The 22058-nt window shown below is 38.9% G+C and carries 24 protein-coding genes; 9 read left to right on the top strand and 15 right to left on the bottom strand.

Annotated features, from left to right (window positions below):
• Positions 1 to 109: 109 nt before the first annotated feature.
• On the bottom strand, positions 110 to 832 hold the full coding sequence (locus BKM01_RS09075) for a PAS domain-containing protein (protein ID WP_158008561.1): 723 nt from the start codon (positions 830 to 832) through the stop codon (positions 110 to 112).
• Between the two features lie 147 nt (positions 833 to 979).
• Here BKM01_RS09075 and BKM01_RS09070 point away from each other — a divergent pair, with 147 nt between their 5' ends.
• Both BKM01_RS09070 and BKM01_RS09065 read left to right on the top strand, forming a co-directional pair.
• Positions 980 to 1273, top strand: coding sequence for a hypothetical protein (locus BKM01_RS09070; RefSeq protein WP_143744085.1), 294 nt, complete (start codon positions 980 to 982; stop codon positions 1271 to 1273).
• A 1-nt stretch (position 1274) separates the two neighbouring features.
• A complete protein-coding gene (locus BKM01_RS09065) occupies positions 1275 to 1475 on the top strand; it encodes a hypothetical protein (RefSeq protein ID WP_148039282.1) in 201 nt (66 codons plus the stop codon).
• Positions 1476 to 1484: 9 nt separating this feature from the next.
• Here BKM01_RS09065 and BKM01_RS11175 read toward each other — a convergent pair whose 3' ends face one another.
• From BKM01_RS11175 to BKM01_RS09055, 3 genes are read right to left on the bottom strand one after another with little or no spacing between them, the layout of a single operon-like run.
• Positions 1485 to 1610: a hypothetical protein gene (locus BKM01_RS11175; protein WP_257790277.1), complete on the bottom strand. Its 126-nt coding sequence runs from the start codon at positions 1608 to 1610 to the stop codon at positions 1485 to 1487.
• Positions 1611 to 1660: 50 nt separating this feature from the next.
• Positions 1661 to 2056, bottom strand: coding sequence for a Mov34/MPN/PAD-1 family protein (locus BKM01_RS09060; RefSeq protein WP_072357911.1), 396 nt, complete (start codon positions 2054 to 2056; stop codon positions 1661 to 1663).
• Between the two features lie 39 nt (positions 2057 to 2095).
• The gene (locus BKM01_RS09055; RefSeq protein ID WP_072357908.1) at positions 2096 to 3418 is read right to left on the bottom strand and encodes a DUF92 domain-containing protein; all 1323 of its coding nucleotides are present in this window, start codon (positions 3416 to 3418) and stop codon (positions 2096 to 2098) included.
• An 818-nt stretch (positions 3419 to 4236) separates the two neighbouring features.
• On the opposite strand from BKM01_RS09055, the gene BKM01_RS09050 reads away from it, so the two are divergent.
• Complete coding sequence (locus tag BKM01_RS09050) at positions 4237 to 7209, top strand: tetratricopeptide repeat protein (RefSeq protein WP_158008560.1); 2973 nt, start codon at positions 4237 to 4239, stop codon at positions 7207 to 7209.
• 40 nt (positions 7210 to 7249) lie between these two features.
• Here BKM01_RS09050 and lysA read toward each other — a convergent pair whose 3' ends face one another.
• The 10 genes from lysA to mtaA all read right to left on the bottom strand — a co-directional run bounded on the left by lysA (position 7250) and on the right by mtaA (position 14977).
• Positions 7250 to 8512: a diaminopimelate decarboxylase gene (gene lysA / locus BKM01_RS09045; protein WP_072357902.1), complete on the bottom strand. Its 1263-nt coding sequence runs from the start codon at positions 8510 to 8512 to the stop codon at positions 7250 to 7252.
• A gap of 182 nt (positions 8513 to 8694) precedes the next feature.
• A complete protein-coding gene (locus BKM01_RS09040) occupies positions 8695 to 9156 on the bottom strand; it encodes an arsenate reductase ArsC (protein ID WP_072357899.1) in 462 nt (153 codons plus the stop codon).
• 138 nt (positions 9157 to 9294) lie between these two features.
• The gene (locus BKM01_RS09035; RefSeq protein WP_257790298.1) at positions 9295 to 9867 is read right to left on the bottom strand and encodes a flavodoxin family protein; all 573 of its coding nucleotides are present in this window, start codon (positions 9865 to 9867) and stop codon (positions 9295 to 9297) included.
• A gap of 44 nt (positions 9868 to 9911) precedes the next feature.
• Positions 9912 to 10547: an iron-sulfur cluster assembly scaffold protein gene (locus tag BKM01_RS09030; RefSeq protein WP_072357893.1), complete on the bottom strand. Its 636-nt coding sequence runs from the start codon at positions 10545 to 10547 to the stop codon at positions 9912 to 9914.
• Between the two features lie 10 nt (positions 10548 to 10557).
• Positions 10558 to 11724: a cysteine desulfurase family protein gene (locus BKM01_RS09025; protein WP_072357890.1), complete on the bottom strand. Its 1167-nt coding sequence runs from the start codon at positions 11722 to 11724 to the stop codon at positions 10558 to 10560.
• An 8-nt stretch (positions 11725 to 11732) separates the two neighbouring features.
• Positions 11733 to 12152, bottom strand: coding sequence for a DsrE/DsrF/DrsH-like family protein (locus BKM01_RS09020; RefSeq protein WP_072358322.1), 420 nt, complete (start codon positions 12150 to 12152; stop codon positions 11733 to 11735).
• Between the two features lie 14 nt (positions 12153 to 12166).
• Positions 12167 to 12388: a sulfurtransferase TusA family protein gene (locus BKM01_RS09015; protein ID WP_072357887.1), complete on the bottom strand. Its 222-nt coding sequence runs from the start codon at positions 12386 to 12388 to the stop codon at positions 12167 to 12169.
• Between the two features lie 152 nt (positions 12389 to 12540).
• Positions 12541 to 12804, bottom strand: coding sequence for a hypothetical protein (locus BKM01_RS09010; RefSeq protein WP_072357883.1), 264 nt, complete (start codon positions 12802 to 12804; stop codon positions 12541 to 12543).
• Between the two features lie 56 nt (positions 12805 to 12860).
• Positions 12861 to 13919, bottom strand: a complete 1059-nt coding sequence (locus BKM01_RS09005) for a CobW family GTP-binding protein (RefSeq protein ID WP_072357880.1) — start codon at positions 13917 to 13919, stop codon at positions 12861 to 12863.
• Between the two features lie 41 nt (positions 13920 to 13960).
• On the bottom strand, positions 13961 to 14977 hold the full coding sequence (mtaA, locus tag BKM01_RS09000; protein ID WP_072357877.1) for a methylcobamide:CoM methyltransferase MtaA: 1017 nt from the start codon (positions 14975 to 14977) through the stop codon (positions 13961 to 13963).
• A gap of 390 nt (positions 14978 to 15367) precedes the next feature.
• On the opposite strand from mtaA, the gene BKM01_RS08995 reads away from it, so the two are divergent.
• From BKM01_RS08995 to BKM01_RS08970, 6 genes are all read left to right on the top strand, one after another.
• Complete coding sequence (locus BKM01_RS08995; RefSeq protein WP_072357875.1) at positions 15368 to 16012, top strand: ABC transporter ATP-binding protein; 645 nt, start codon at positions 15368 to 15370, stop codon at positions 16010 to 16012.
• Positions 16005 to 16805 carry an ABC transporter permease gene (locus tag BKM01_RS08990; protein WP_072357873.1) on the top strand — a complete coding sequence of 267 codons (801 nt, stop codon included), beginning with the start codon at positions 16005 to 16007 and terminating at the stop codon, positions 16803 to 16805. The genes BKM01_RS08995 and BKM01_RS08990 overlap by 8 nt, the downstream gene beginning before the upstream one ends.
• A gap of 181 nt (positions 16806 to 16986) precedes the next feature.
• The gene (locus BKM01_RS08985; protein WP_198926171.1) at positions 16987 to 17166 is read left to right on the top strand and encodes an adenine nucleotide alpha hydrolase family protein; all 180 of its coding nucleotides are present in this window, start codon (positions 16987 to 16989) and stop codon (positions 17164 to 17166) included.
• Positions 17167 to 17527: 361 nt separating this feature from the next.
• Positions 17528 to 17977 carry a hypothetical protein gene (locus BKM01_RS08980; RefSeq protein WP_143744084.1) on the top strand — a complete coding sequence of 150 codons (450 nt, stop codon included), beginning with the start codon at positions 17528 to 17530 and terminating at the stop codon, positions 17975 to 17977.
• Positions 17961 to 19142: an ABC transporter permease gene (locus tag BKM01_RS08975; RefSeq protein ID WP_157769635.1), complete on the top strand. Its 1182-nt coding sequence runs from the start codon at positions 17961 to 17963 to the stop codon at positions 19140 to 19142. Before BKM01_RS08980 ends, BKM01_RS08975 begins: the two co-directional genes overlap by 17 nt.
• A 3-nt stretch (positions 19143 to 19145) precedes the next feature.
• Positions 19146 to 19829, top strand: a complete 684-nt coding sequence (locus BKM01_RS08970) for an ABC transporter ATP-binding protein (RefSeq protein ID WP_072357866.1) — start codon at positions 19146 to 19148, stop codon at positions 19827 to 19829.
• Positions 19830 to 20135: 306 nt separating this feature from the next.
• Here BKM01_RS08970 and BKM01_RS08965 read toward each other — a convergent pair whose 3' ends face one another.
• Positions 20136 to 21695, bottom strand: coding sequence for a hypothetical protein (locus BKM01_RS08965; protein ID WP_072357863.1), 1560 nt, complete (start codon positions 21693 to 21695; stop codon positions 20136 to 20138).
• Positions 21696 to 22058: the final 363 nt, after the last annotated feature.

Raw genomic sequence — 22058 nt, 5'->3', positions numbered from 1 at the left:
GCAAGGCCAGTGTGTATATTATATAATCTCTCAAACCTTTTCTGTTGAAGTAGGCACGCATACTTACTATTAAAATATAATATTATTTTATATATAATTTATCTGGGAATCAGAGGTCTTCAATGATTCCCTGGTATTTTGAAGGATTGCCATGCTCGTCACGAATTATAAGGGTCCTTTCAGCAACTTTGCGTATCTGGCCTTCTTTTGTGTATATCCGATATTCCTGATAGAAATCATTGTATCCTTCGCGGCATCTCCTGCTCAGTTCGTCTTCTACTCTTTTTAGATCGTCTTTGTGGATAATGTCCCCGTAATTGAGATTGCCGGACAGGAATTCTTCGGTTGTGTAGCCATACTTTTCAATTTCATCTGATACGTATTCTACAGGCCACCCCTTTTCTACTTTCCAGACAAATGCTACAACAGGACTTTTTGTAGATATCATATCCACACTCATCTCTTCCGAATCCATCTGGCCTGTGATATCCATTACAAAACCCTGGAAATGGCAAGGTTCATCCTCGATGTCTCTTTCCACAAGGGTTTTTTCCATAACCCACCTTTCCTGATCATCAGCAGTTAGTATCCTGTATCGATGGGTGTATTCTTTGATGCCTTCCTTACAGATGCGGCGTATGTTTTCTCTGACTTCATCGATATCGTGTGGATGGATTATCTGTGCATAAGTCTTGTCCCCGGATATAAAATCCTCGGCGTTGTATCCGAATTGCTGAATATTATCGGATACAAATTCAACCGGCCAGTCCTTTTCTGCATTCCATAGAAAAACTATTATGGGATTTTCGTATTCTTGATTTTTGTCCTGCATAGGAATAATTACCCCCATTATTTCTTTCGCATTTCCTCTTTAATTTATCTTCTTTAAGTACCTGTCGAATTTTGTTTTTGATCTTTAAATACAAATCGTTTCCGGTGACCCAATAGGTTAAAAATGATGGAATTATATTGGGATGCTATGGCAGAAAATAATAGTATTAATCATGAAACCAAGGCTCTTGGAAGGTTGAAGGTCGAAGTCCAGTCCCAGCAGGGAACCGGTGGACAGGTGTTGATATGGGCACCCGCTGAAACCAATCATTATAATTCAATTGTAAAAAGTGATGATGGGTGCTGGGATTGTATCTTTGCACGCCTCTATTCCAGTGTGGAAGAGGCGAATAAAGCATATGATGATTTTTCTTCTGAAGAACAAATAGACTCTATGATGTCCAGATGTGGATTTGGAGGATCTGCCTGCCAGATGATTTAAAGTGATTAAAATGTACCTGGGCAAAACAAGTGCCAAATATGCAGGATATATTCTTTTTGTAATCCTGTTTGTAATACTGGCTTTTGAATGGATACTGGATTTGGGTTATGAATCTCTTATACTGATCCCCGCAGCTTTCCTTTTTGGAATGATAGGCTATTGGCTCGGGGGGTTTACATATTCGGTCCTGCGGGAAAAATAAGTAATGGGATTAAAATACTCCCAGCCATCTTCCAAGTACAATAATGTACAGGATCAATATTACAAGACCGGCTCCAAATTTGGCATTTTCATGTGGTATTGGTCCTTCTTTTATTACATAGTCTTCAGGTTCCATATTTATCATCCCTTTAAAGAATTCTATTTCTGTTCATATTTATTTTTTTGTTAGGGCAGTTCCGGCTGGTCCAATTCTACATCAAGTACTGGAAGGTCTACAGGATAGCCCTCCCTATTATAGCATTGCCAGCTGTTCTCATCAAAAGGTTCGGCAACGATTATATGCCAGTCCCCTGTCTTACCAAACATTATAAGGTCGGCATTTGAGGGCCGATAACTGGGTCCCGGATGGCTGTGCACAGAACCTACGGATTGTACATTTGGCATCATGAATAATTTGATTACTGCATTCATTTCACTGCTCTCTGTTCCAGGCAGAATCATCACATTGCTTATTATGCCTTTTTCTGTTTCCAGTAAACCCACAAATTCCCGGGGATATGTTGATTCACTACTTTTCAATATAAATTCCAGTGTTTCCCGGGCAATCCCCTCTACTTTCATATGTTAGATATAATTGCGGTAAGTATATCTTTTTTGTCCTTACAGGACAAGAATATACAGTATACCGGATATGAGGGCACCTGTGGCAGTTGCTACAAAATTGACTCCACTATTGGAAAGGTAACCATTTTTCTGGAATGTAGCACCTAGTAAACTATCGATATTTGTACCTCCCCATCCGCCTGCACATGTAATAATTATGGCAGGAATTATCTGCTCCACAAAACCAAAGGCTGCTCCGAGTATTCCGATTGCCAGTGCTCCTCCAAAGGCTGCAAGCTCTCCGAGTGATGTTACAGCCCCATCAGTACCGGTTTTTGTAGGTTTTAAGTTTGTTATCATCCTGGGTGTCTGGCGTGCAGTTGTTCCGATTTCACTTGCAAGGGTGTCCCCTGCAGCTGTTGCTACGGTTCCCAGGAAAGCATATGTTATTAGATTGCTATGTTGTGGATATATGCCACATGCAATGGCAAGCACAAGGGCAGCAGTACTGTTGCTGAAAACATTTTCATAAGTCCTTACTCCTCCCTTTTCCTGTGCGATACCCAGATCGAGCTTATAGTTGTATTTGTATTTAGTGAATACTCCTCCGAGTATGAAAAAGGTAAGTAGCAAAACAAACCAGAGGATGTTACTAAAAACAATTATCAAAACTCCCATAAGTGTAGCACTCAACACTGCGGAAATATCGGCTATATTGGTGCGATATGCCAGATACCCCAAAAAGAGTGCAAAACTGAATGCAATCAATAAATGTAAAGGGGCAACTGTGTAACCAAAGGATGCAAGAATCCACATTGCCATTGCCGAACCGAGGGTCATTGAAAAAAGCCGATCTACAGAGGATGGTATGGATTCAAATAGAGCTGCTGTAATTGCTCCGATTACTGCTATGAAAAATATAAGTTCGTATGATACAGCGGCTGTCCAGTATGCATACCATGAACCTGCTATGAAGGCAGAAGAGGCCCCTGCTATTAATAAAGCAAGGCTTGATGGCAGGTTGGTGGTATTTTCCTGTAAGTCCTTTTTGGTGCCACAGCGCACTATGGTTGCACTTGTGAAACCAATAGTGGAGATCTGGATTGCTGATATAATTATGTATTTTGGTAGGGAATAGGAATAGTGATTCGCAGTAATACTTATCAAAAGTAGCAAAACTACTGAGACAATAAGATTGGTTATATTCCGATTGCTACTGGTTATGTAGCCATATACACCGGCACCTGCAAAGATCAGGAGTAAGATTTCCCTGCTTAAGAATGGAAATATGAGCATGGAAACTAATGCGATAGTTATTAAATAGAGGGTATAGTTTTTCCCTTTATCTTCTCCGGTAAAGCATTTTGGCCAGCCTGTCATGAAAATCAGAGATTTTTTGTTTAATAAAGCACTGATTATTTATAAAAGTCATCTTTTAGTTTAATTTATTTTTATATATGTATTTGTGCACAAATGGTAAAATTAATTTTTGAAGACTTGCATGAAGCAATTCAGATTCCAGGTTGTAATTAGAAATCATGCAGATTAACTATATATTAATGAACTATTTCTATAGTTTATATTCCAAAAATATATATTAATGTTCTTTCCTCATGGAGCAGTAAGGAGTGATTCAATGAACCAATATGACTATCTCTTAAAAAATTGCCCGGTTTGCGGAACAGATCTCAGGGAAAACAACGGTTATCAGATATGTGAATGCTGCCATTACTGGACTCAAAAAGGCCAGGCTAGAATCGATCCAATTCTGATATGCTAACATGAAGGGTTACAATGTGCCAGATCGAAAAATTTGGTTATTCTCAGGAAAACAAAGAAATATTTTGTTCAGATTGCATTATATGGAATACAATTGGTAAATGTACATTTTTGCAGGAATGTGAATCCAAATAGCAAAAAGCAAGATTAATAGGTTGCAACATTGATTATAAGCAAATAAGAATGTGGACTGCCAAACCCCTCTGATTACATTCATTTGTCTTTTTTGTTGTCCTGTGATGATTTTATATCCGGACAATAACTTTAAATTTTAGTAAAGCATTGTATTATAATATTGATTTAATGGACCGTGGTGGTAGGTTCAAATGATGATGGGGCTCAAAAACATTTTATTAAGATTTACTTTAGTCTTACTTTTAGCAATTACTCTATGTCATCCAGCTGTTGCTGTTGACAATTTGAATGATGATATATCCCTTTATTCGGATGAAGTAAATATTTCACAGACAAATGATTCTCAGTACCCTTATAATGACACATATGAGAACATTTCATCTTTTTATTTATCAGGAAACTATGATAAATCTCTGGAAGTTTCCAAAAGGGTTCTAGATTCCAATCCCAATTCTACTTATGCCCTATACATGGCTGGCCTGAGTCTCGAAAATCTGGCTCGTGAGAATGAAGCCACAAAGTATTATGAAAAAGCTCTTTTGAACCTGAATGATGCTGATCAAAATATAACTGAAATGGTCGATAATCCAGATCTTGAAACGTTGCCAATTCTATTCCTTAAAGGAAAATTAAGCCATTTAGAGGGTAATTATAATGATTCTCTTACATATCAGAATGCAGCATTGAGTGCTTATGGATATCATTCTGAGGACCTCTATAACAAAGGTCTGTATCACAAAAATGAAGGCAACTACGGGGATGCTATTGAACATTTCCAGGCTGCTTTGCGTATTAATCCCTCCAAAACCGATTCCTGGACACAGTTGGGAGAATGCTATGAAGCTATGGGAGAGTACCAGAAAGCACAGGATAATTATGAAAAGGCCCTCCAGAGGGATCCAAATAATTCTGTATTATTATTGAAGTATGGTCTTGTTGCAGAAAAAATGGATAATCACAACCTGGCCATTGAATATTATGAAAGGGTGCTTGAGATACAGCCATACAATGTGGATTCATGGAGATACAAAGCTCGCAGTCTTGAAGAGCTGGGTCAGAATAATTATGCACTTACCTGTTACAACCAGGCACTGAAATACGATCCGGAAAATAAGACACTATGGAACCTGAAGGGACAATTACTGGATAAAATGGGTAGGTATGAGGAGTCGATTGAATGTTATGACCAGGCACTGAAATTAAATCCTGATCATGCACGTGGCATCGGACGTGTTTCAGAGGCACCCTCAATTATAATTGAAACCGATTCCCATGAGGTTTTTTATGAAACACCACAGTTTGATTCAGAGTCTGCCCAGATACTGTTCAATAAAGGTGAAGCATTCTACAGGCTGGAAAAATATGAGGATGCACTTGAATGCTATAATGACGTACTTGATACCGAACCTCATGCAGTTGTATGGTACCGAAAAGCCACTATTCTGAAAGATAATGGTGATTTTTCCGAAGCTATCGATAGCTATGAAGAAGCCCTTGATCTTGAACCGAACGCTCCTGCTGTATGGTATGAACAGGCGGTATTGTTAGACAGGATAGGCGAGTATGGAAAAGCGGTAAAGAGCTATGAGGAGGCCACAGAAAGGGATGAGAACTATACCCTTGCCTGGTATGAAATGGCTGTTGACCTGAAAATACTTGGTAAATATGAGCAATCTTTAGAGGCCTATGATAAAGTCTGTGAACTTGAGCCATCCTCAGCACAGGTGTGGTATGAGAGAGGGGCCGTTCTGGATGAACTTGGAAGATATGATGAAGCTATCACTTCTTATGAAAAAGTCCTTGAACTGAATCCTGGTCACTCAGCAGCTAGTTATCAACTAAGGACTGATCAGAGTAAGCTATTAGAATCCAATCAAAAAGAATCTGATCATAGGAATAATTTTCATTATGCAGGCAATTCCCCGTTCCTTGATTTCCTGAAGAGTAACGGCTTTGACCTGGCTTTCATGGGAAGTGGGACAGATGTGTCCGTCAACCCCCTTACGTCTATTGAAGATGGTAAGCTGCCAGCTCCCGAATACCTATGGTATTCACGCGCCATGACAATGTCAGCCGTAAATAATACGAATAAATCCCTTTCTTCATTTGAAATGGCTACAATGGTAGCACCTGATTATGCAGCTGCGTGGGAAGGTAAAGGGGATCTTTTCAAAAAATACAATCAATGGGACGATTCTTCAGATGCGTTTAAACAGGCTCTTTCAGTTAATCCTGATTCTGTAAAATTGTGGCATAAATACGCAATAGTATCACAAAAGGCAGATGACCTCCAGACTGCACTGTATGCTTATGGAAGAGTGGTAGAGAATGATCCGGATAATAAGGATGCTCTGTATAACAGGGGTTTGATATACGACAAAATTGGAAGTTTCAGGAATGCAGCCAATGCTTACCAGAAATATCTCAGTTTGGAGCCAAAAGATATGGACACATGGTATCTGCTGGCCCAATCTGCACACAAAGCAAGGATGTATGATGTATCCCTGAATGCAATCGATACTGTCATTAATAATCACCCCTCTGATCAGGATGCTTTGTATCTCAAATCTGACAACCTTGAAAAGATGGGCCGTTTCAGTGATGCAATAGTTGTTTATGATGAAATTCTGGATTCTGACCCCGAAAATCAGGATGCATTGTTTAATAAGGGGCTGGCTTTTGAAAATATCGGACAATACCAGAAAGCAATTGAATGCTATGAACAGTTACTTGCCGTTAATCCACAGCATGTTGCTGCAATGGAGCATAAAGGGTTTAATCTATACCTTCTTGGGGAGTACAATAAAGCCGATGTTGTATATGACCAGATTCTAACGCTCCAGCCCAACAACGCTGATGCTCTCTATCACAAGGCTACTGTCAAGTACCTGTTGAGTAGCTATGCAGGCTCAATAAAATATTATGATCGTCTACTTGAGGTGAAACCTAATTGCATTACTGCATGGTACAACAAAGGATTTGCCAATAACATGATGGGTAATGTCGATGAGGCAATCGAATGCTATGATCAAGCCCTTTCGATTGATCCGAACAATCCTTCTGTACTTTATAATAAGCGGTTTGCCCTTTATAGGATAGGTAAATCTTCAGAGGCAAAGACAACCAAACTGAAACTTGATTCCATAGATCCGGGCTTTGAAGAGGCTCTGGACAACAGGGGAACGAAATTCTTCCTGCCAAAGGAATACGATCTCAATCTGGGATATGAGCTGCCTTCACGGTGGTATAATAAATAATCGGGTTTATACCCGATTATATTTGTTTTTTCAGGCCATTTCATTTAAAATTCTCAAGACCTTCAAAATCCAGTGTGGCAAAATAGTCTTCCATGGTTTCTGCTCTTCTGATTTGTACAGCACTGCCATCTTCCCTGAGCAAAATTTCAGCAGAGCGTAATTTTCCATTATAATTGAATCCCATTGCATGGCCGTGTGCTCCGGCATCATGCATTGCCAGGATGTCACCAATTTCGATTTCAGGCAGTTTCCTGTCTATGGCGAATTTGTCATTGTTTTCGCAAAGAGAGCCTGTCACATCATATGTATGGTCATGAGGCTGGTTTTCCTTGCCAGGTACAGTTATATGGTGGTAAGCGCCGTAAACGCCCGGCCTCATAAGGTTTGCCATTGTGGCATCCATTCCTACAAAATCCTTGTAGGTATGCTTGAGATGGCGTACTTTACTGATAAGGTATCCATAGGGTCCGGTGATTACTCTCCCGCATTCAAGGTAGATCTTGAGGGGGTCAAGGCCGTTTGCGGAAATTATTTTATCATATTCTTCCTTAACACCCTTTGCTATAACATCATAGGGGACTGGCTCCTGGTCTGGCTCGTAGGGTATTCCTATACCGCCTCCCAGATTTGCGAATTCGAATTTGATACCGAGTTCCTTTGAAATATCGGCGATAACTTCAAAGAGAATCCTGGCAGTTTCTATGAAATAGGTAGGGTCCAGTTCATTGGATGCTACCATTGTGTGGATACCGAATCTCTTGACCCCTTTATCGGCCAGTTTTTTATATCCTTCAAAGAGCTGTTCCCGGGTAAAACCGTATTTTGCATCTTCTGGATTGCCTATGAACTTGTTACCTTTTTTTAATGCACCGGGATTATAGCGGAAACATATCATTTCAGGCAGGCCTGCATGTTTTTCAAGGTAATCGATATGGCTTATGTCGTCAAGATTGATTATAGCGCCCAGTTCTTTTGCTTTGACGAACTCTTCTGCTGGTGTATCGTTGGAGCTGAACATAATATTTTCGCCAACAATACCCGCTTTTTCAGCAAGTACAAGTTCGGGGAGGGAACTGCAATCGGCACCGAATCCCTGATTTTTCAGGATTTTGAGTATATAAGGATTGGGGAGGGCTTTTACAGCGTAGTATTCCTGAAAACCTTCCAGAATCCCGAAGGCTTCTTTAAGTTTTTCCACATTTTCCAGTATGCCTTTCTCATCATAGAGATGGAAAGGAGTGGGATATTTTTCCGAGATCTCCTGTACTTTTTCTTTAGTAAAAGGTACTTCTTTTGATACCATTTTTTCTCCTCAATAATTGTAAAATAAAGACGATACACTCAGTGGTGCATCTTTATTAAAATGATTATTGCTATTGCTGTGATAAAGGTTTCTTATATAGTTTATCCTTATGTGAGTAAAAAACAAAAAGCATTATGTGGAGTGATTTATGCCCTCCACTTAAAAGGTATTCCGGAATTGAATTATTTTTGTCCTTGTGAAAATCCACTTGTTTCTTCTACGAATTGTTCCACTCTCTTTTTTATTGCATCTCTCAAATTTCTCATTTGTTCCAGCTTTTCTTCATGTGTGCCTGTGAAATTTTCAGGTTCCGGGAATGGCCAGTATAATTTTGCAAAGGGTTTTGGATATATGGGACATCTCTCCTCGTGCTCTCTGTTGCAAACAGTGATTACAAAATGGAAAAATTTACCCGCCCGGAAGAGATCCCATGCATCCTGGGTCTTTTTATTTGTAAGGTCGAATCCATCCTCCTTCATTACTTCAAGGATTAGTGGATTAATCTGTTCGGGCTCAAAACCCGCACTCTCAGCTTCGAACTTGCCTTCTCCAAGTCTTTTCAGGTATTCTTCTGCTATCTGGCTTCTTGCACTGTTGTGTACACAAATGAAAAGTACTTTGACATTTTCGTTGCTTTCTTTCATGAAATATAGAGGAGCTGATGTGGCAATAAGTGTTACCTACATAGATTATGTAAATTCTATATCAAACAGTACTGATTAATTGTGCCTGTATTCTTCAATAACAAATGTATTTTAGTTATCAATCCAATAGGCCATACTTCACTTTAATTTCCCTGCAAGTTCCTCGCCCATTTCGAAAGCATTTTTAAGCGCTGCTTCATCCTTTTTGATAATTCCTCTGTCAAACTGGTTAAGCACAGGCATCGCCTTATCCACTGTGTATCCCAGGGCTTCCAGGGGATAACTCATGGCTTCCAGGCTGAACCCGATATCTTCTATGATAGGTTGCTCTCCAATGGTGAAAACGCAGGCACGTCTTCCCTGTCCTGCCAGCCGGCTGGAATACTCACGTGGCCTGTCATCTGTGAAATTGTAGTAAGGATAGAGGCGGTCTATGAAGGTTTTCATAAGGGAGGTAACGTTGTAATTGTAGGTAGGGGAGCCAAGAACCAGACCCTTTGCTTCTTCGATCTTCGGATAAAGTAAATTCATCCCGTCATGGAAGCGGGTACAGGTCTTATCCTGGCGACATCTTTCGCATCCCACACAGGACTCGATACTGTAATCCCGCAGATGTGCTATCTCGGCTGTAGCACCGTTACTTTTTGCTCCTTCCATTACCTCATCCAGCAATACGTCAGTATTGCCTGCCTTTCTGGGGCTTGCACAGATTCCCAGGATATCGATTGTAATATTATATTCCTCCTCTTCTGTAATTATTCTGTGAAAACGACATTCACTTCTTCGATATCCCAGAGTGACTTTACTTTCTCCAGAATATCCTCTTTAATAGCCGATGCGAACTGGTGATCTGAAGGAAGGTCTATAAGTATTCTCACAGAACCCTCATTGATCTCTATCTTTGTCACAAGTTCTGTCCTGATGATATCCAACCCTGCCATGGGATTCATGACATGTTTCAGGCGTCTTCTGACGACTTCTTCAGTAGTAGTTTCTTTCTCGCTCACAAGGCCATGCTTTTCTTCATAATCCCGTATTGCTGCCCTCAAACCTTCCACAGCCAGTACTGAACAGTGTGCTTTTACGGTGGGCAGCCCTCCTAGTTCTTCGGTGGCCTGCTTCCATGAGATATTTTTAGCCTCATCCAGGGTCTTTCCCTTGGCCATTTCGGTAATTATGGAAGCTGTAGCGATATTGGATGCACATCCATAGGATTCAAATCTTATATCCTCTATCACCAGGGTTTCGGGATTGACATTCAGGTATACTGCCACCATGTCACCACATGCCGGACTTCCTTCCAGCCCCTTGCCATCCGGATTTTCTATTTTACCCACATTTCGGGGGTTTTTAAAGTGATCAAGAACTTTTTCACTGTAAGGGAATTTCACATTAAACACCTCACTTTTTCTCGTACAATGGACTAATCTCTCTTAATTGAGCAACTATTTCCTTAATCGCATCCACAATGGCATCGGTTTCCTCAAGGGTATTGTAACGACTGAAGGTAAAGCGCAATGATCCATGGGCCCTTTCATGGTCTCCACCTATGCCCAGTATAACGTGACTTGCTTCAAGGGAGCGGCTAAAACACGCAGAACCCGTGCTGACCGCAAATCCACGCATATCTAGATGGAGGGTAAGTGATTCACCTTCTACATAATGGAACGTTATGTTGGCATTATGTGGACTCCTGTGTTCCTTACTTCCATTTAATATTACATCCGTGATTTCACTGGATATTCTCTCTATAAGATGGTCTCTCAGCGCTTTGATCTGTCTGTTTTCCTCTTCTGTCACAAGTTCGACTGCCTTTGCAAACCCTACAGATGCGGGTATGTTTTCAAGACCTGCCCTGAGATTGAATTCCTGGAATCCGCCGTCCATCCATTTGTTGATAGGTGTGTCTTTGCGTATGTAGAGACTTCCAATACCCCGGGGGCCATGTATGGTATGCGATGCAATCGTTATCAGGTCCACAGGAATTTTTTGTACATCTATTGGAACGCGTGTGAAACTATGGGTGGCATCTGTATGCAGAAGTACTCCTTTCTCCTTGCATATGCTTGAAATGCTTTCCAGATCCTGCAGCGTACCTATTTCCTGATTGGCATGCTGTATCGAGACGAGAACAGTTTCATCTGTGATCGTCTCTGCAAGTTGTTCTGTATTTAGCCGACCACTGCCATCCACTTCAATGAAATCGATTTCAAAACCCTGTTTTTCCAGTGCTTTTGCGGTATTCAGGACGGGGAAATCCTCGATTTTTGAGACAATAAGGTGTTTCCCTTTCTTTTTGAGTGCAGATGTTACTCCCTTTATTGCCATGTTGCTTGATTCGGTGCTTCCGGATGTGAAAACAATTTCTCCAGGCGAAGCATTTAATGAATCTGCAATTGTGGACCTGGCTTCTTCAAGTGCCTCCTTTGCATCGATACCCATCGAATAAGCAAACTCTGATGTTGCCACTGCATAAGTATCAAAATAATACGGCTTCATTGCCTCAAACACTCTTTCATCCAGCCTTGTGCTTGCGGAATTATCAAAATAAGCAGTTTTGTCTTCCATAAAATTCCTCAGATAAACAATGTAATCTCTGCATCTTTTGCTTCATGGACATAGGTACCCACAGCACCATATTCATCAATCCATTCGGTACGTAGCTGTTCTTGCTTGATTCCCATAATTTCCATGGTCATTTCACAGGCAATTATTTTACCCCCAAGTTCCTTGAAATCGGTCATCATTTTTTCAAGGGGAGCTACATTGACCTTTTTCATCCTGCTTTTGACCATCCATTTGCCAAGCCCCAGGAAATTCATTTTGGATAAGGGACCCTTTTCAAGTCCTCCTTTTTTCAACCGCTCAAGGCCCCAAAAAGTAAAATATAGGGAAGCTTCCATTCCCATCGACAGTGAACCATTTGCAATAATGAGTGCACTGTACAGTTTGTCCATGTCCCCGCTATGGACTATTATGACTGTTTTATTGCTCACAGAAACCAACCCTTTTAACGCTTAATTCTGATTTTCCACTCATCAGCTTCTTCATCGATACCGATAATTTCAAGCCCCATGGATTCGCAGGCCATTGGTATCTCCTTCTTTGAAGCTGGATGTGTGCCGGTAACTATTACCTCATCTCCCGGTGTAGCTTTTCTCAGTGCCTTCCTGCATTCAACTAGCGGGACCGGGCAGGTCTCTCCCCTTGTATCTACTTCTATTTTTGTCATTTCTTTTCCCCTGAATATTTATTATATCTGCAATTTCACAATTGTTAACATGTTTATATGTTTGCAAATGGTATATAAGTTTCTCGCATAGCATAACAGGCTGCATGGCTCATTTGAGGAATGTCGATCACCCCTTATCGGCATTCTTCTGGTCAGAACAACATAGCAAGAGTGATTACAAAAAGGATGATGGCGACTGCTCCCATGATCTTCATGAGGTTTTCTTCACCTTCAAAAGAATATCTTTCATCTCCTTCCTGTTTTCGGATTTGTGATAATCCGAAAGAAATACCACCAAGTGACCCTATTGCTATACCCATTATAGTGCCAAGCCCCACGCTTCCTATAGACGGTCCAAGTAACAGGTTGCCGTAGAGTGCACCCGCAATAGCTCCTGCAGATACCCATATAGGCATCACTCTCTGATTTTGCTCCGATTTGTTATCAGTTATTATTAGACCCCCGGTTCTGTTTATATAGAAATATCACACAGGTTAATGATATTTTTTGTGTCTGTATGTTGCTGAAGTCTCTGAAGGTCAATTCCTGTTTCCGCAAACATTTCCTCAATAGTGTTTTCCAGTATTTTGACTACATCATCCTGTCTGATATTTGTCACAGCTGCCAATGCTCTAACCTTTGGGTTTGCAGCATTTTCCCTCTCAAAAATTTCTATTTCAGGTTTGTTTGTAGAGGATGTGAGGCTGATTTTCAGGAAAGTTTCCGGTAGGTCCATGGACATCTTTATATGGCCTATAAAATCCGGATTCAATTGAATGAACTGGCTATGTATGGAATCAACAATTTCATTTGCCAGCTTGTGGCCCTTCTTGATTTCCAGATCATTTGACTCAATTGCAAATTCAATGGCATGGGATGATACATTTGATTCAGCAATAGAATTTTGTTTTGTGGAATGGTCTCTTTGTTTTCCTTCTCCACCTATGGTTTCTATTAATTCTTCAAAATTTCCTGCATTTTCTTTTGCCGAAAATTCCAGTATTTTTGCATCTGTATTATAGTGTTGCAATAACGCTTTGACCTTACTGATCTGTTCGTCTGTCGCAATGTCTATTTTGTTAATGCCCAGGATGTCTGCATCCTCTATCTGAGTTTTTATGAATTTTGGAATCTGCTCAATTTCCAGATCGAACCTGCTTCCATCTATCAGATTTATTATGGGGGAAAACTCCATTTCTGCAATTTTCATCAATTCAATTTCTTCTTTGATCTGTCGGGGAAATGCGACGCCAGTTGGTTCAATAATTACTGTATCTGGCCCATATTCCTCGGCAAGGGAGTCAAGCGCCTGTTCCATATCGATTTTCAAAGTGCAGCAAATACATCCGTTGGTGATTTCCCTGGTTTCCACTCCTTCTATATCCAGTGTTGTCCCGTCAACTCCGATTTCACCTATCTCATTTACGATAATGGCGATTTTTTCGCCTTTATCATTGAGATATTTTCCCAGCTTAAGCAGGGTAGTAGTTTTACCGCTGCCCAGGAATCCGCCAATGATTATTACTTTCATTCATTACACCTTTGAGAAATAAGTTACTTCTTGATCCGTTTTTATCTTTCCTCGCAGAATTCATTCCGTGCCTGTGCAAGGGCCTGCATATTCTTTATGGGTGACTGTGGTGCGATCCCACAACCCGGAGCCAGGATATCCACGCCTGCCTCCAGACATTTCAAAGCTTCTGCTTTTACTTCTTCAGCAGTTTTATTGTATATGGTAGTGGAAGTTGAAACATTGCCTATCAGTGCAGCACCGCCTTCATGTGCCATTTTTATGGCGTATTGCAGATCTTCAACACTTTCTTCAACACTTATACCACAAAATCCACATTCGGCAATATCTTTTATTACGGGATCGGCTTTTCCGCATACATGGATTACACATTTCCCGTTAACAGAATCTACAAGTTGTCTATAGTATGGTTTTATGACGGACTTAAACATAGCCGGTGGAACAATGTCGGGGGAAACAACTGCTTCTCCGAAACATATCACATCTGCTCCTGCTCCCAGGCTTTCATTAGCAGCTTTTATGCATGCCTGGGTAGTGACTTCCATTAATCTTTCTATTTTATGTGGTTCTTTAAGTATTTTTAACAGGAACGGCTTCATGCCCATCAGATTAACAGCAAGGTCCACAGGACCGGCAAAACCACATATAAGTGGAACTTCATTCCCTACTTGTCTTTTTATAATATGTGTGGCTTCAAGGATTGCAGGCATTCTTCCTTTTTGCATCAAATCTTCAGGAACTTCTATGTCTTCAATATTGATCTCCGGTCCTTCGAGTACAGCAGGAGGTATGTCCTTTGATCCCCTGTGAATCTTACAGCCGAAACTTTCTGCCAGCACTGTTAAGTCAAAGGGGTAGCGTATAGTCTCAAATCCGGGGATACTCTGAGTGGCTATTGCCAGCTCAGCCATCTTTTCAGGATCAAAGTCAGCTTCGGGCCTGGCAACACCACATGAATCCATAATTTCCAGTGGAGCAGCGGTTGTGAACAATCCTACAGGAATTTTATCTACCGATTTGCATTCCAGTGCATTGATGATTCTCTGTTTTTGTTGCATGGTTGACCTTTGTATAAGATGTTTTATTCTCTATTTCCTTTAGCTTTGGTTCATTTACTACTTCAGTGTTATCCTTCCATATTTTTGTTTTCAACATCATTGACAGATTTTGTCGATGTGAAGTTAGGGTGTTACTATAGGGGATTTTATTATAATCAAATACAACTTTAGTGTTAAAAATAATAAGTAAAATTCATATCTAATATGCACATAATAGATTATTAATTGAAATAATTGAATCTAAAAAACAAGTAAAATAGATCTAATTGCTATATTTTATAAAAAAACAATATGTAACGCTGTATTAATTAGTATGATTTATTGCAAGAATAAATATGATATTTATGATTTAAGTGTTACTAAATGAGGATTTTTGAGTGAGGTTCATACATGAGTTCAGAACTGATACGATATAAGGATATATGTGTTGATTTTCATGGTTCCCGTCTTTTTTCTAACTTTAACCTGACTGTCAATCTGGGTGATAAGTTAATTCTGAAAGGGCGATCAGGAAGCGGTAAGTCAACTCTTCTCAAAATACTATTGGGTATTTTACGTGTCGATGATGGAGAGGTTTTTTACAGGGGCAGAAAAGTTTCGGCCTCTAACATATGGGACATCAGGAAAGAAATCGCATATGTTTCACAGGATACTGATATCGGTGAGGGGATTGTCAAGGATTTGATCAACGAAATATTTTCTTTTGACCATAACCAGGGAAGAAAGTATCACAGGAGACGTAATTCCCTGCTTGAATACTTTGGATTGGACAGGTCCATTGTGTACAAGAAGTTTGAGGATCTGTCTGGAGGGGAGAAACAGAGAATATGCATAATAATTTCCGTGTTACTGGGCAAGGAGATTTTCCTGCTTGATGAAGTCACATCGGCACTGGATCCCGAACTTAAGGAAAAGGTTGTGGACTTCTTTCTTGAAAATGAAGATTGGACACTTCTTGTTGTGTCCCACGACAACACATGGGATAGAGTAGCTATGGATGAAGTCTTTGTTGACGGATGTGAAATAAATGCCTGACGAGATTTCTTACACAGGTTTATTTTTTGGTTTTCTTCTGCTCATAATTCCTTTATTCATAATGAGATATGTGCGGCTGAATATGGGTAAAGAATCCCTTACAGCTATTCTCAGGATGACGATACAGCTTTTCCTTGCCGGCTTATTCCTGACATTTGTGTTTGATATGAATAATCCTGTATTGAATTTATTGTGGTTTTTCCTGATGGTTTCATTTGCAGCCTTTGAGTCTGTCCAGCGTCAGGAAATGGATCTCAAATCCCTCTATATCCCTACACTTGGTGCTTTCTTGGGAGGGACGTTCCTGATACTTATGTATGTGAACTCCTTTGTAATTGACCTGGCCAATGTGTTTGAAGCTCCCTACCTCATACCCATAGGTGGTATATTGCTTGGTAATTCCCTTGGCGGAACTATAATTGGTGTAGGAAATTTCTACAGCAGTTTGAAAAGGAATGAAAACCGCTATGTGTCCAGACTTTCTTTTGGTGCCGGAATGAATGAGGCACTTATGCCCTATGTAAGAAAAGGTCTCCGTTCTTCCCTGAAACCGGCTGTAGGAGATATTTCTACGATAGGAATAGTTCATCTACCCGGCATGATGAGTGGCCAGTTGATAGCCGGAGCATCACCGATCCTGGCGATCAAATACCAGATTGCAGTAATGGTTTCTGTTTATGTATCCACTGTTACATGTGTGACACTTGCAATTTTCCTGACATCCCGTATGTGTTTTGATGAATACGGGATATTGAAGGATCAAATGTTCCGAAATACACCGGATGTTGCATGAATTAATATGTATGGAAAAGTGGAAAATCGATAACAGTTATCCCCTGTTATTGAACAATACAGACACATAAAGAGAAAATCTTTTCCAGTATTTTTCTTTTCTCTTCAAGGTATTCCATGGAGTTTCCGCTCATTTATCGGGAGCGGAAAACGAAAGCAAGTTTATTGTTGGTGATGATGCAGTGTCCGTAATTGATGAAGAGGCAAAGAATCATGATGTGATCTTTTTGGGCTCAACCACCCGCCCATTCTTCAAGAACTTTCTGAAGGATGTGTTCCTTGAACAGGTCATTCGTGGTACCGATAAAACTGTTATCATGACTCGCAGAAGGGTTAAGTTTAGGGATATTATCAAGAAATGATTCATGAGAATTTGTTTTACTATCCTGCCGTCAGAGTTTATATATTTATGTTTTCTATACACAATTTTAGTGCAAAGATTGCTCTTATTTTTGTTAACAAGAAAGCTAATATGTGTAACCCTCAACTATATATACCATTACATTATAGTATTTTACAATGTGGAGATTGGATGTGCGTTACCAATCAGAACTCCACATTGGCCCGTAGGCAGGATTAGGTTGTGGTTTACACTATATAAACATAGCTTTGCCTCTGGAGTAAAATCAAAGAGGTAGAAATAAAATGAGGAATATACCAAAATTTCAAATCAGTATATTGTTTGCAGCAATGTTGTTGATGGCGTGTTGCTTAATGCCAACCGTGAGTGCAAAAGAAAATCTAAATCCTGACATTGAAGAAAACGTAACTATTAGGAGCCTGGTTGCAGATGCAAGTTTATCTGTAGATAAACATCAAGGAACAGTAGGTTCAAATTTTGATTTTGAAGGAGAAGCTACATATGAGGCTGAAGTTTATGGAGTGCCTCTTCCGGAATATGCATGGTTTGCTAATGATATAAGTTATGAAGGTTTCAATAAACCTGAAGTTACATCATCTTCAGAGGATATCGAATACGTCTATAAGTCGAATACTGCGATAGGTAAGGCTTGGACTCATCGTTATTCAATGGGCATGTTTGGGGGACCTACTAATAAACATGTTTATTCAAATGCAGATGCCAAAAATACGGGGAGGTATAAAGCTCGTCAATATGCGGGATTGACACTTGCTAATGGCGATAATGCATATGTGTATGTCAATCTTTCTTAAAAGGAGGGATTATATTTCCTATCTTTCTTTTTTTTATTTAAAAAATGAATTTAGAAAAACTCCTGGGCAATTGCTAAGGCAGTTATTAGTTTTAACAATTGTCTTCTCAATCGCTTTAACTTTGATATTAGTTCCCATTCGTTTTGAACATGAACAACTTTCTCCTTTAGAAAAAGCAAATTATGATATATTTGTAAATGGTGAAATTACAAAATATGACCATTCACAATTATTAAAAGGGCCTAATATTGTTGATTCTGCAGTTGGTAGTTATGGGTCCGGGAAAGTATACAATGGAAATATTAGTGATACTTATATAGAAACAACTATTCCTGTTAATACTTTATTATTGGATTCTGAAACACTTAAGAATACATCAAAACTCGAAATTATAGGTCTTGACCATTTCTTAATTTCAGGTAATATTGAAAGTGGATATCTGGATTTTAGATCTGTTTTAGTCGGTTGGAATATAGCAAAGAGACTGGATGTTAATATTGGCGACACGATCATATATTGGGTAGGCAGCTCCAAATATGTTTATAAAATCACAGGTATAACAATTCCGACTTCTGAAACAGAATTTATTATTGAAGATACAAGACCTATTGATCTTATTGCAGAAGATGAAGAACTTGCTGGTAATTTGTACATAGCCAGTAGTAACCAAGAGGCTACATTTGAATATATCCAAGCTTATATGACTAAAAATGAAAAAGATTGGGTACTAACTACTAAAGAAGAACAACTAAATAGAGCAGCAACAGAATTGAAAGAGCTATTACCCTTAACTATAAGAATTGTATTTTTTTCAGGTGGATTATTGCTTCATCTTACAATACTCCTCCGTGAGCAAAATATTGCTATTGATAGCAAGAAAAGAAATTTTTCTATATTAACTTCACTTGGGGCTAGCAAAAAGCAAATTATGAAAATATACACAATTGAACAGATTCTTGTTATGGTTTGTGTATTATTTCTTGCTTTAATTGTGACAAAGTATTTGATATACCAGTTATTGTTTGAACTTTATCTTCCAATAGAAGTGGGATTTCAAGGAATAATGATCGGTTTAGTTGTTTATTCAATTGCTGTTATAATAGCCTTGTTGTACAGTCATAGGAAAATCAGTAAAATTCCGATTGCTAAATTATTGAAGGTGTAATTTATGGCAACTAACATCATTAATATGAACAATGTTTCAAAAACATATTTGAAAAATAGCCATGTAGTGAAAGCAGTTGATAATGTAGACCTGTCTGTTAAGAGAGGTGAATTTTTAGGTATTATGGGAATGTCAGGTTCTGGTAAGACAACATTAATCAATTTAATTGCAGGATTTGATACACCAACAAGTGGAAAGATTATGGTTGATGGATTTGATCTATCCACATTTAATGATGAACAATTTTCTCAATTCAGAAATAAAAAAATAGGTATGGTTTTTCAACAATTTAATCTCATTAGGGAGTTCAATGTGTTACAAAATGTAATTGTTCCTTCTATCATTGCAAACAAAGATTATTCTACCATAGTTGAAATAGCAAGACGATTATTATATGAGCAGGGGTTAGAGGCTCGATTATTTCATTACCCGAATGAACTAAGTGGAGGGGAGCAACAAAAAGTTGGGATAGCAAGGTCACTAATGAATGATCCAACCATAGTACTTGTAGATGAACCTACAGCAAATCTTGACAGAAAATCAGCTGAAAAAATTGCTGGGATGTTGGAAGGTATGCATAACAATGGTAAAACCCTTATTGTAATTTCACATGATCAGAATATATTAAAAAATGCAAACAGGGTTATTACAATGGAATATGGACAATTAATTCACTCTACTAAATAATCCTTTTTTGGTGTGGTGACAGTTCATATATTGGCTGCTTATGAAAGTTTACTTTATTTAATGTATCCATGAAAAGGAGATTTATCACGGAAATAAACTTTATATTCTCTTTGAGTAGCCCTTTTTCTTCTAAGATGCAAAATGAAAAACCAAAGAAGCACAGTCGAAAGTTGATAACTGAATTTACTGATTCATAATATCATTAAGAATATTTCTATTGAATTTATTGTCCAAATGAGATTCTAAGTTTCCACCTCCTTTTTATTATTAAGCTTTCCAAATTTAAACCTATGTATTGAAAGTTGCTTATATTCCAAAAGCCGTACGTGTAAGCACTATAAGCCCCATCAGTAAATTCAATACAACAAGCCCTCCGATTGCTATTAATCCGTATTTGAGCCATGTGGTATTGAAATCGAATATTGAAAGGGATTGTTGTACTGAATCCATTGTGTCGTTTGCTTTTGAAAGTGTTTCTTTTGATTCTTCAAGATTATCATTCAGGTTGTCCAGCACAGTATTGATGCGTGGTTGTTGGTCGTTATGCAAGCTTTCCAGGACCCCATGAGCTTCATCAAGGGTTTGCGGGATAATGCCGGGTGTATCCTTCCAGATATGGGTTAGCATTAATTCTTCTTTTTCAAGTTTATGCAATTGCCTTTCATAAAGGGAACTTTGGGCCAGGATATGATCAAAATTGCGCTGGTAGCCATCAAATTTTGTCGCAATGGAAGCTGAAACCCTTGCACCTGCAGGCTGTTCTTTTTCCAGTGAATGTTTTCCTGAAGATTCTAATGAATTCCTTATAGCTGAAATGTTTGCCTCTGTGTTTGAAGGTATTTTATCTTTAAATCCAGATTTTTCTTCCGTATTTTGGTAATCCCTTTTTCCTGTGTCGATCTTTGCAAATTGATTCTCTTCATTTTTCAGATCATCAGGATTAAAGGTTCTTTTAACTTCATTATCATCACTTTCTGGCATGAAACTGGATGAATCCTGCCCTAATAAAGCGGGTGTTGGAAATTTCAGGTAGTCGGATGTATCAATCTTTCCCACAGGTTGAATGATATCCTTCTTCACTTCAAATTTTGCAGCAGGCATTTCTTTCATTAAGGATTGCAGGGATGATGTTATCTCACCTTTGCGTTCTATCAGGTCATTGAAGTAGGCTTTACGTGCAGTTATTCTGTCAAGTTTAAGTTTCTGTGCAGGTTTAAGGTCTGTAATGGATATAGGTACCTTTTCTTTGGTAACAAACAATTTCTTTGTTTCTGTCAATACTTCTTCACTAACCTCCAGATTGTCATCAATTCCTCCGAGGACATCTTCTATCATAGGCTGTTCAACGGTATTCAGGCGTTCAAGAACTTCTTTTGCGTTGTATATCCCGGTGGTAAGAACTCCCGGTTCCTTGTAGAGAATCTCCATTATCTGACCGTTGATAGCTGCGATTCTTGACAGGATTTCGAACTTTTCCAGTACATTTTCCATATCTGAAATCATATCCCCGAATGTAAAGGAAAAATCCAGAGGGTCTTCCAAACCCAGATTTTGAAGTTGTTGCAACAATTCCTGTTTTTCAATTTTCAGTTCATCAAGTCTGTCTTTCTCTTCTTCCCAGAGATCATTTTCTGCCCGTGGGCTCAGCCTTCTTATGGTTATGAGTTCTTCTGTTTCCTGCAGGAAAGAATTTAGCTGTTCTCCTACGGATTGGATTGTCGAGCCAATTATCGCGATGGATATACCTGCGGCTTCTGCGGCATCCCCTGCAGATTCACTGCTCTCATAAATCGATTTACCAAGTGTGTATAATCCACCTGTTGCCACTCCTGCTACTACGTCAAAAACATCCCCAAAACTTACCATTTCCACTCCTCCTATAGTTTACATACTTTTCAAACAATTAAAATTCAAAATAAAGTATAGATTAGATGATAAAATATGTTTAATAGGCATCAAAAAGATAACCCTCAAAAACGGAGTAATTAATATTCATCTGTTATATTAATGAAAAATCAATGGGGAGGAATAACTCGGTTTTTTCACCGGTAATTCCTTTTTGATGTTACAAATTATAGATATTTTAATTAGTATAGAATATTTCTACAAAGGTAAGAAATAATTATTTTATATAGAGCTCATACATATTTTTATTATAAATATTAACGACATTTTTGTTAATAAGAAAGCTAATATGTGTAACCCTCAACTATATATACCATTACATTA

The sequence above is a fragment of the Methanohalophilus portucalensis genome (genome assembly GCF_002761295.1).
Taxonomy (GTDB): domain Archaea; phylum Halobacteriota; class Methanosarcinia; order Methanosarcinales; family Methanosarcinaceae; genus Methanohalophilus; species Methanohalophilus portucalensis.
This window is presented reverse-complemented; position numbering and strand designations above follow the sequence as displayed.

Excerpts from the sequence above, each read along its gene's own strand:
- BKM01_RS09075 (WP_158008561.1), bottom strand. The coding sequence starts at position 832 with ATGCAGGACAAAAATCAAGAATACGAAAATCCCATAATAGTTTTTCTA.
- BKM01_RS09070 (WP_143744085.1), top strand. The coding sequence starts at position 980 with ATGGCAGAAAATAATAGTATTAATCATGAAACCAAGGCTCTTGGAAGG.
- BKM01_RS11175 (WP_257790277.1), bottom strand. The coding sequence starts at position 1,610 with ATGGAACCTGAAGACTATGTAATAAAAGAAGGACCAATACCACATGAA.
- BKM01_RS09060 (WP_072357911.1), bottom strand. The coding sequence starts at position 2,056 with ATGAAAGTAGAGGGGATTGCCCGGGAAACACTGGAATTTATATTGAAA.
- BKM01_RS09055 (WP_072357908.1), bottom strand. The coding sequence starts at position 3,418 with ATGACAGGCTGGCCAAAATGCTTTACCGGAGAAGATAAAGGGAAAAAC.
- lysA (WP_072357902.1), bottom strand. The coding sequence starts at position 8,512 with ATGGTATCAAAAGAAGTACCTTTTACTAAAGAAAAAGTACAGGAGATC.
- BKM01_RS09040 (WP_072357899.1), bottom strand. The coding sequence starts at position 9,156 with ATGAAAGAAAGCAACGAAAATGTCAAAGTACTTTTCATTTGTGTACAC.
- BKM01_RS09025 (WP_072357890.1), bottom strand. The coding sequence starts at position 11,724 with ATGGAAGACAAAACTGCTTATTTTGATAATTCCGCAAGCACAAGGCTG.
- BKM01_RS09015 (WP_072357887.1), bottom strand. The coding sequence starts at position 12,388 with ATGACAAAAATAGAAGTAGATACAAGGGGAGAGACCTGCCCGGTCCCG.
- BKM01_RS09010 (WP_072357883.1), bottom strand. The coding sequence starts at position 12,804 with ATGCCTATATGGGTATCTGCAGGAGCTATTGCGGGTGCACTCTACGGC.
- BKM01_RS09005 (WP_072357880.1), bottom strand. The coding sequence starts at position 13,919 with ATGAAAGTAATAATCATTGGCGGATTCCTGGGCAGCGGTAAAACTACT.
- mtaA (WP_072357877.1), bottom strand. The coding sequence starts at position 14,977 with ATGCAACAAAAACAGAGAATCATCAATGCACTGGAATGCAAATCGGTA.
- BKM01_RS08995 (WP_072357875.1), top strand. The coding sequence starts at position 15,368 with ATGAGTTCAGAACTGATACGATATAAGGATATATGTGTTGATTTTCAT.
- BKM01_RS08990 (WP_072357873.1), top strand. The coding sequence starts at position 16,005 with ATGCCTGACGAGATTTCTTACACAGGTTTATTTTTTGGTTTTCTTCTG.
- BKM01_RS08975 (WP_157769635.1), top strand. The coding sequence starts at position 17,961 with ATGTCAATCTTTCTTAAAAGGAGGGATTATATTTCCTATCTTTCTTTT.
- BKM01_RS08970 (WP_072357866.1), top strand. The coding sequence starts at position 19,146 with ATGGCAACTAACATCATTAATATGAACAATGTTTCAAAAACATATTTG.
- BKM01_RS08965 (WP_072357863.1), bottom strand. The coding sequence starts at position 21,695 with ATGGTAAGTTTTGGGGATGTTTTTGACGTAGTAGCAGGAGTGGCAACA.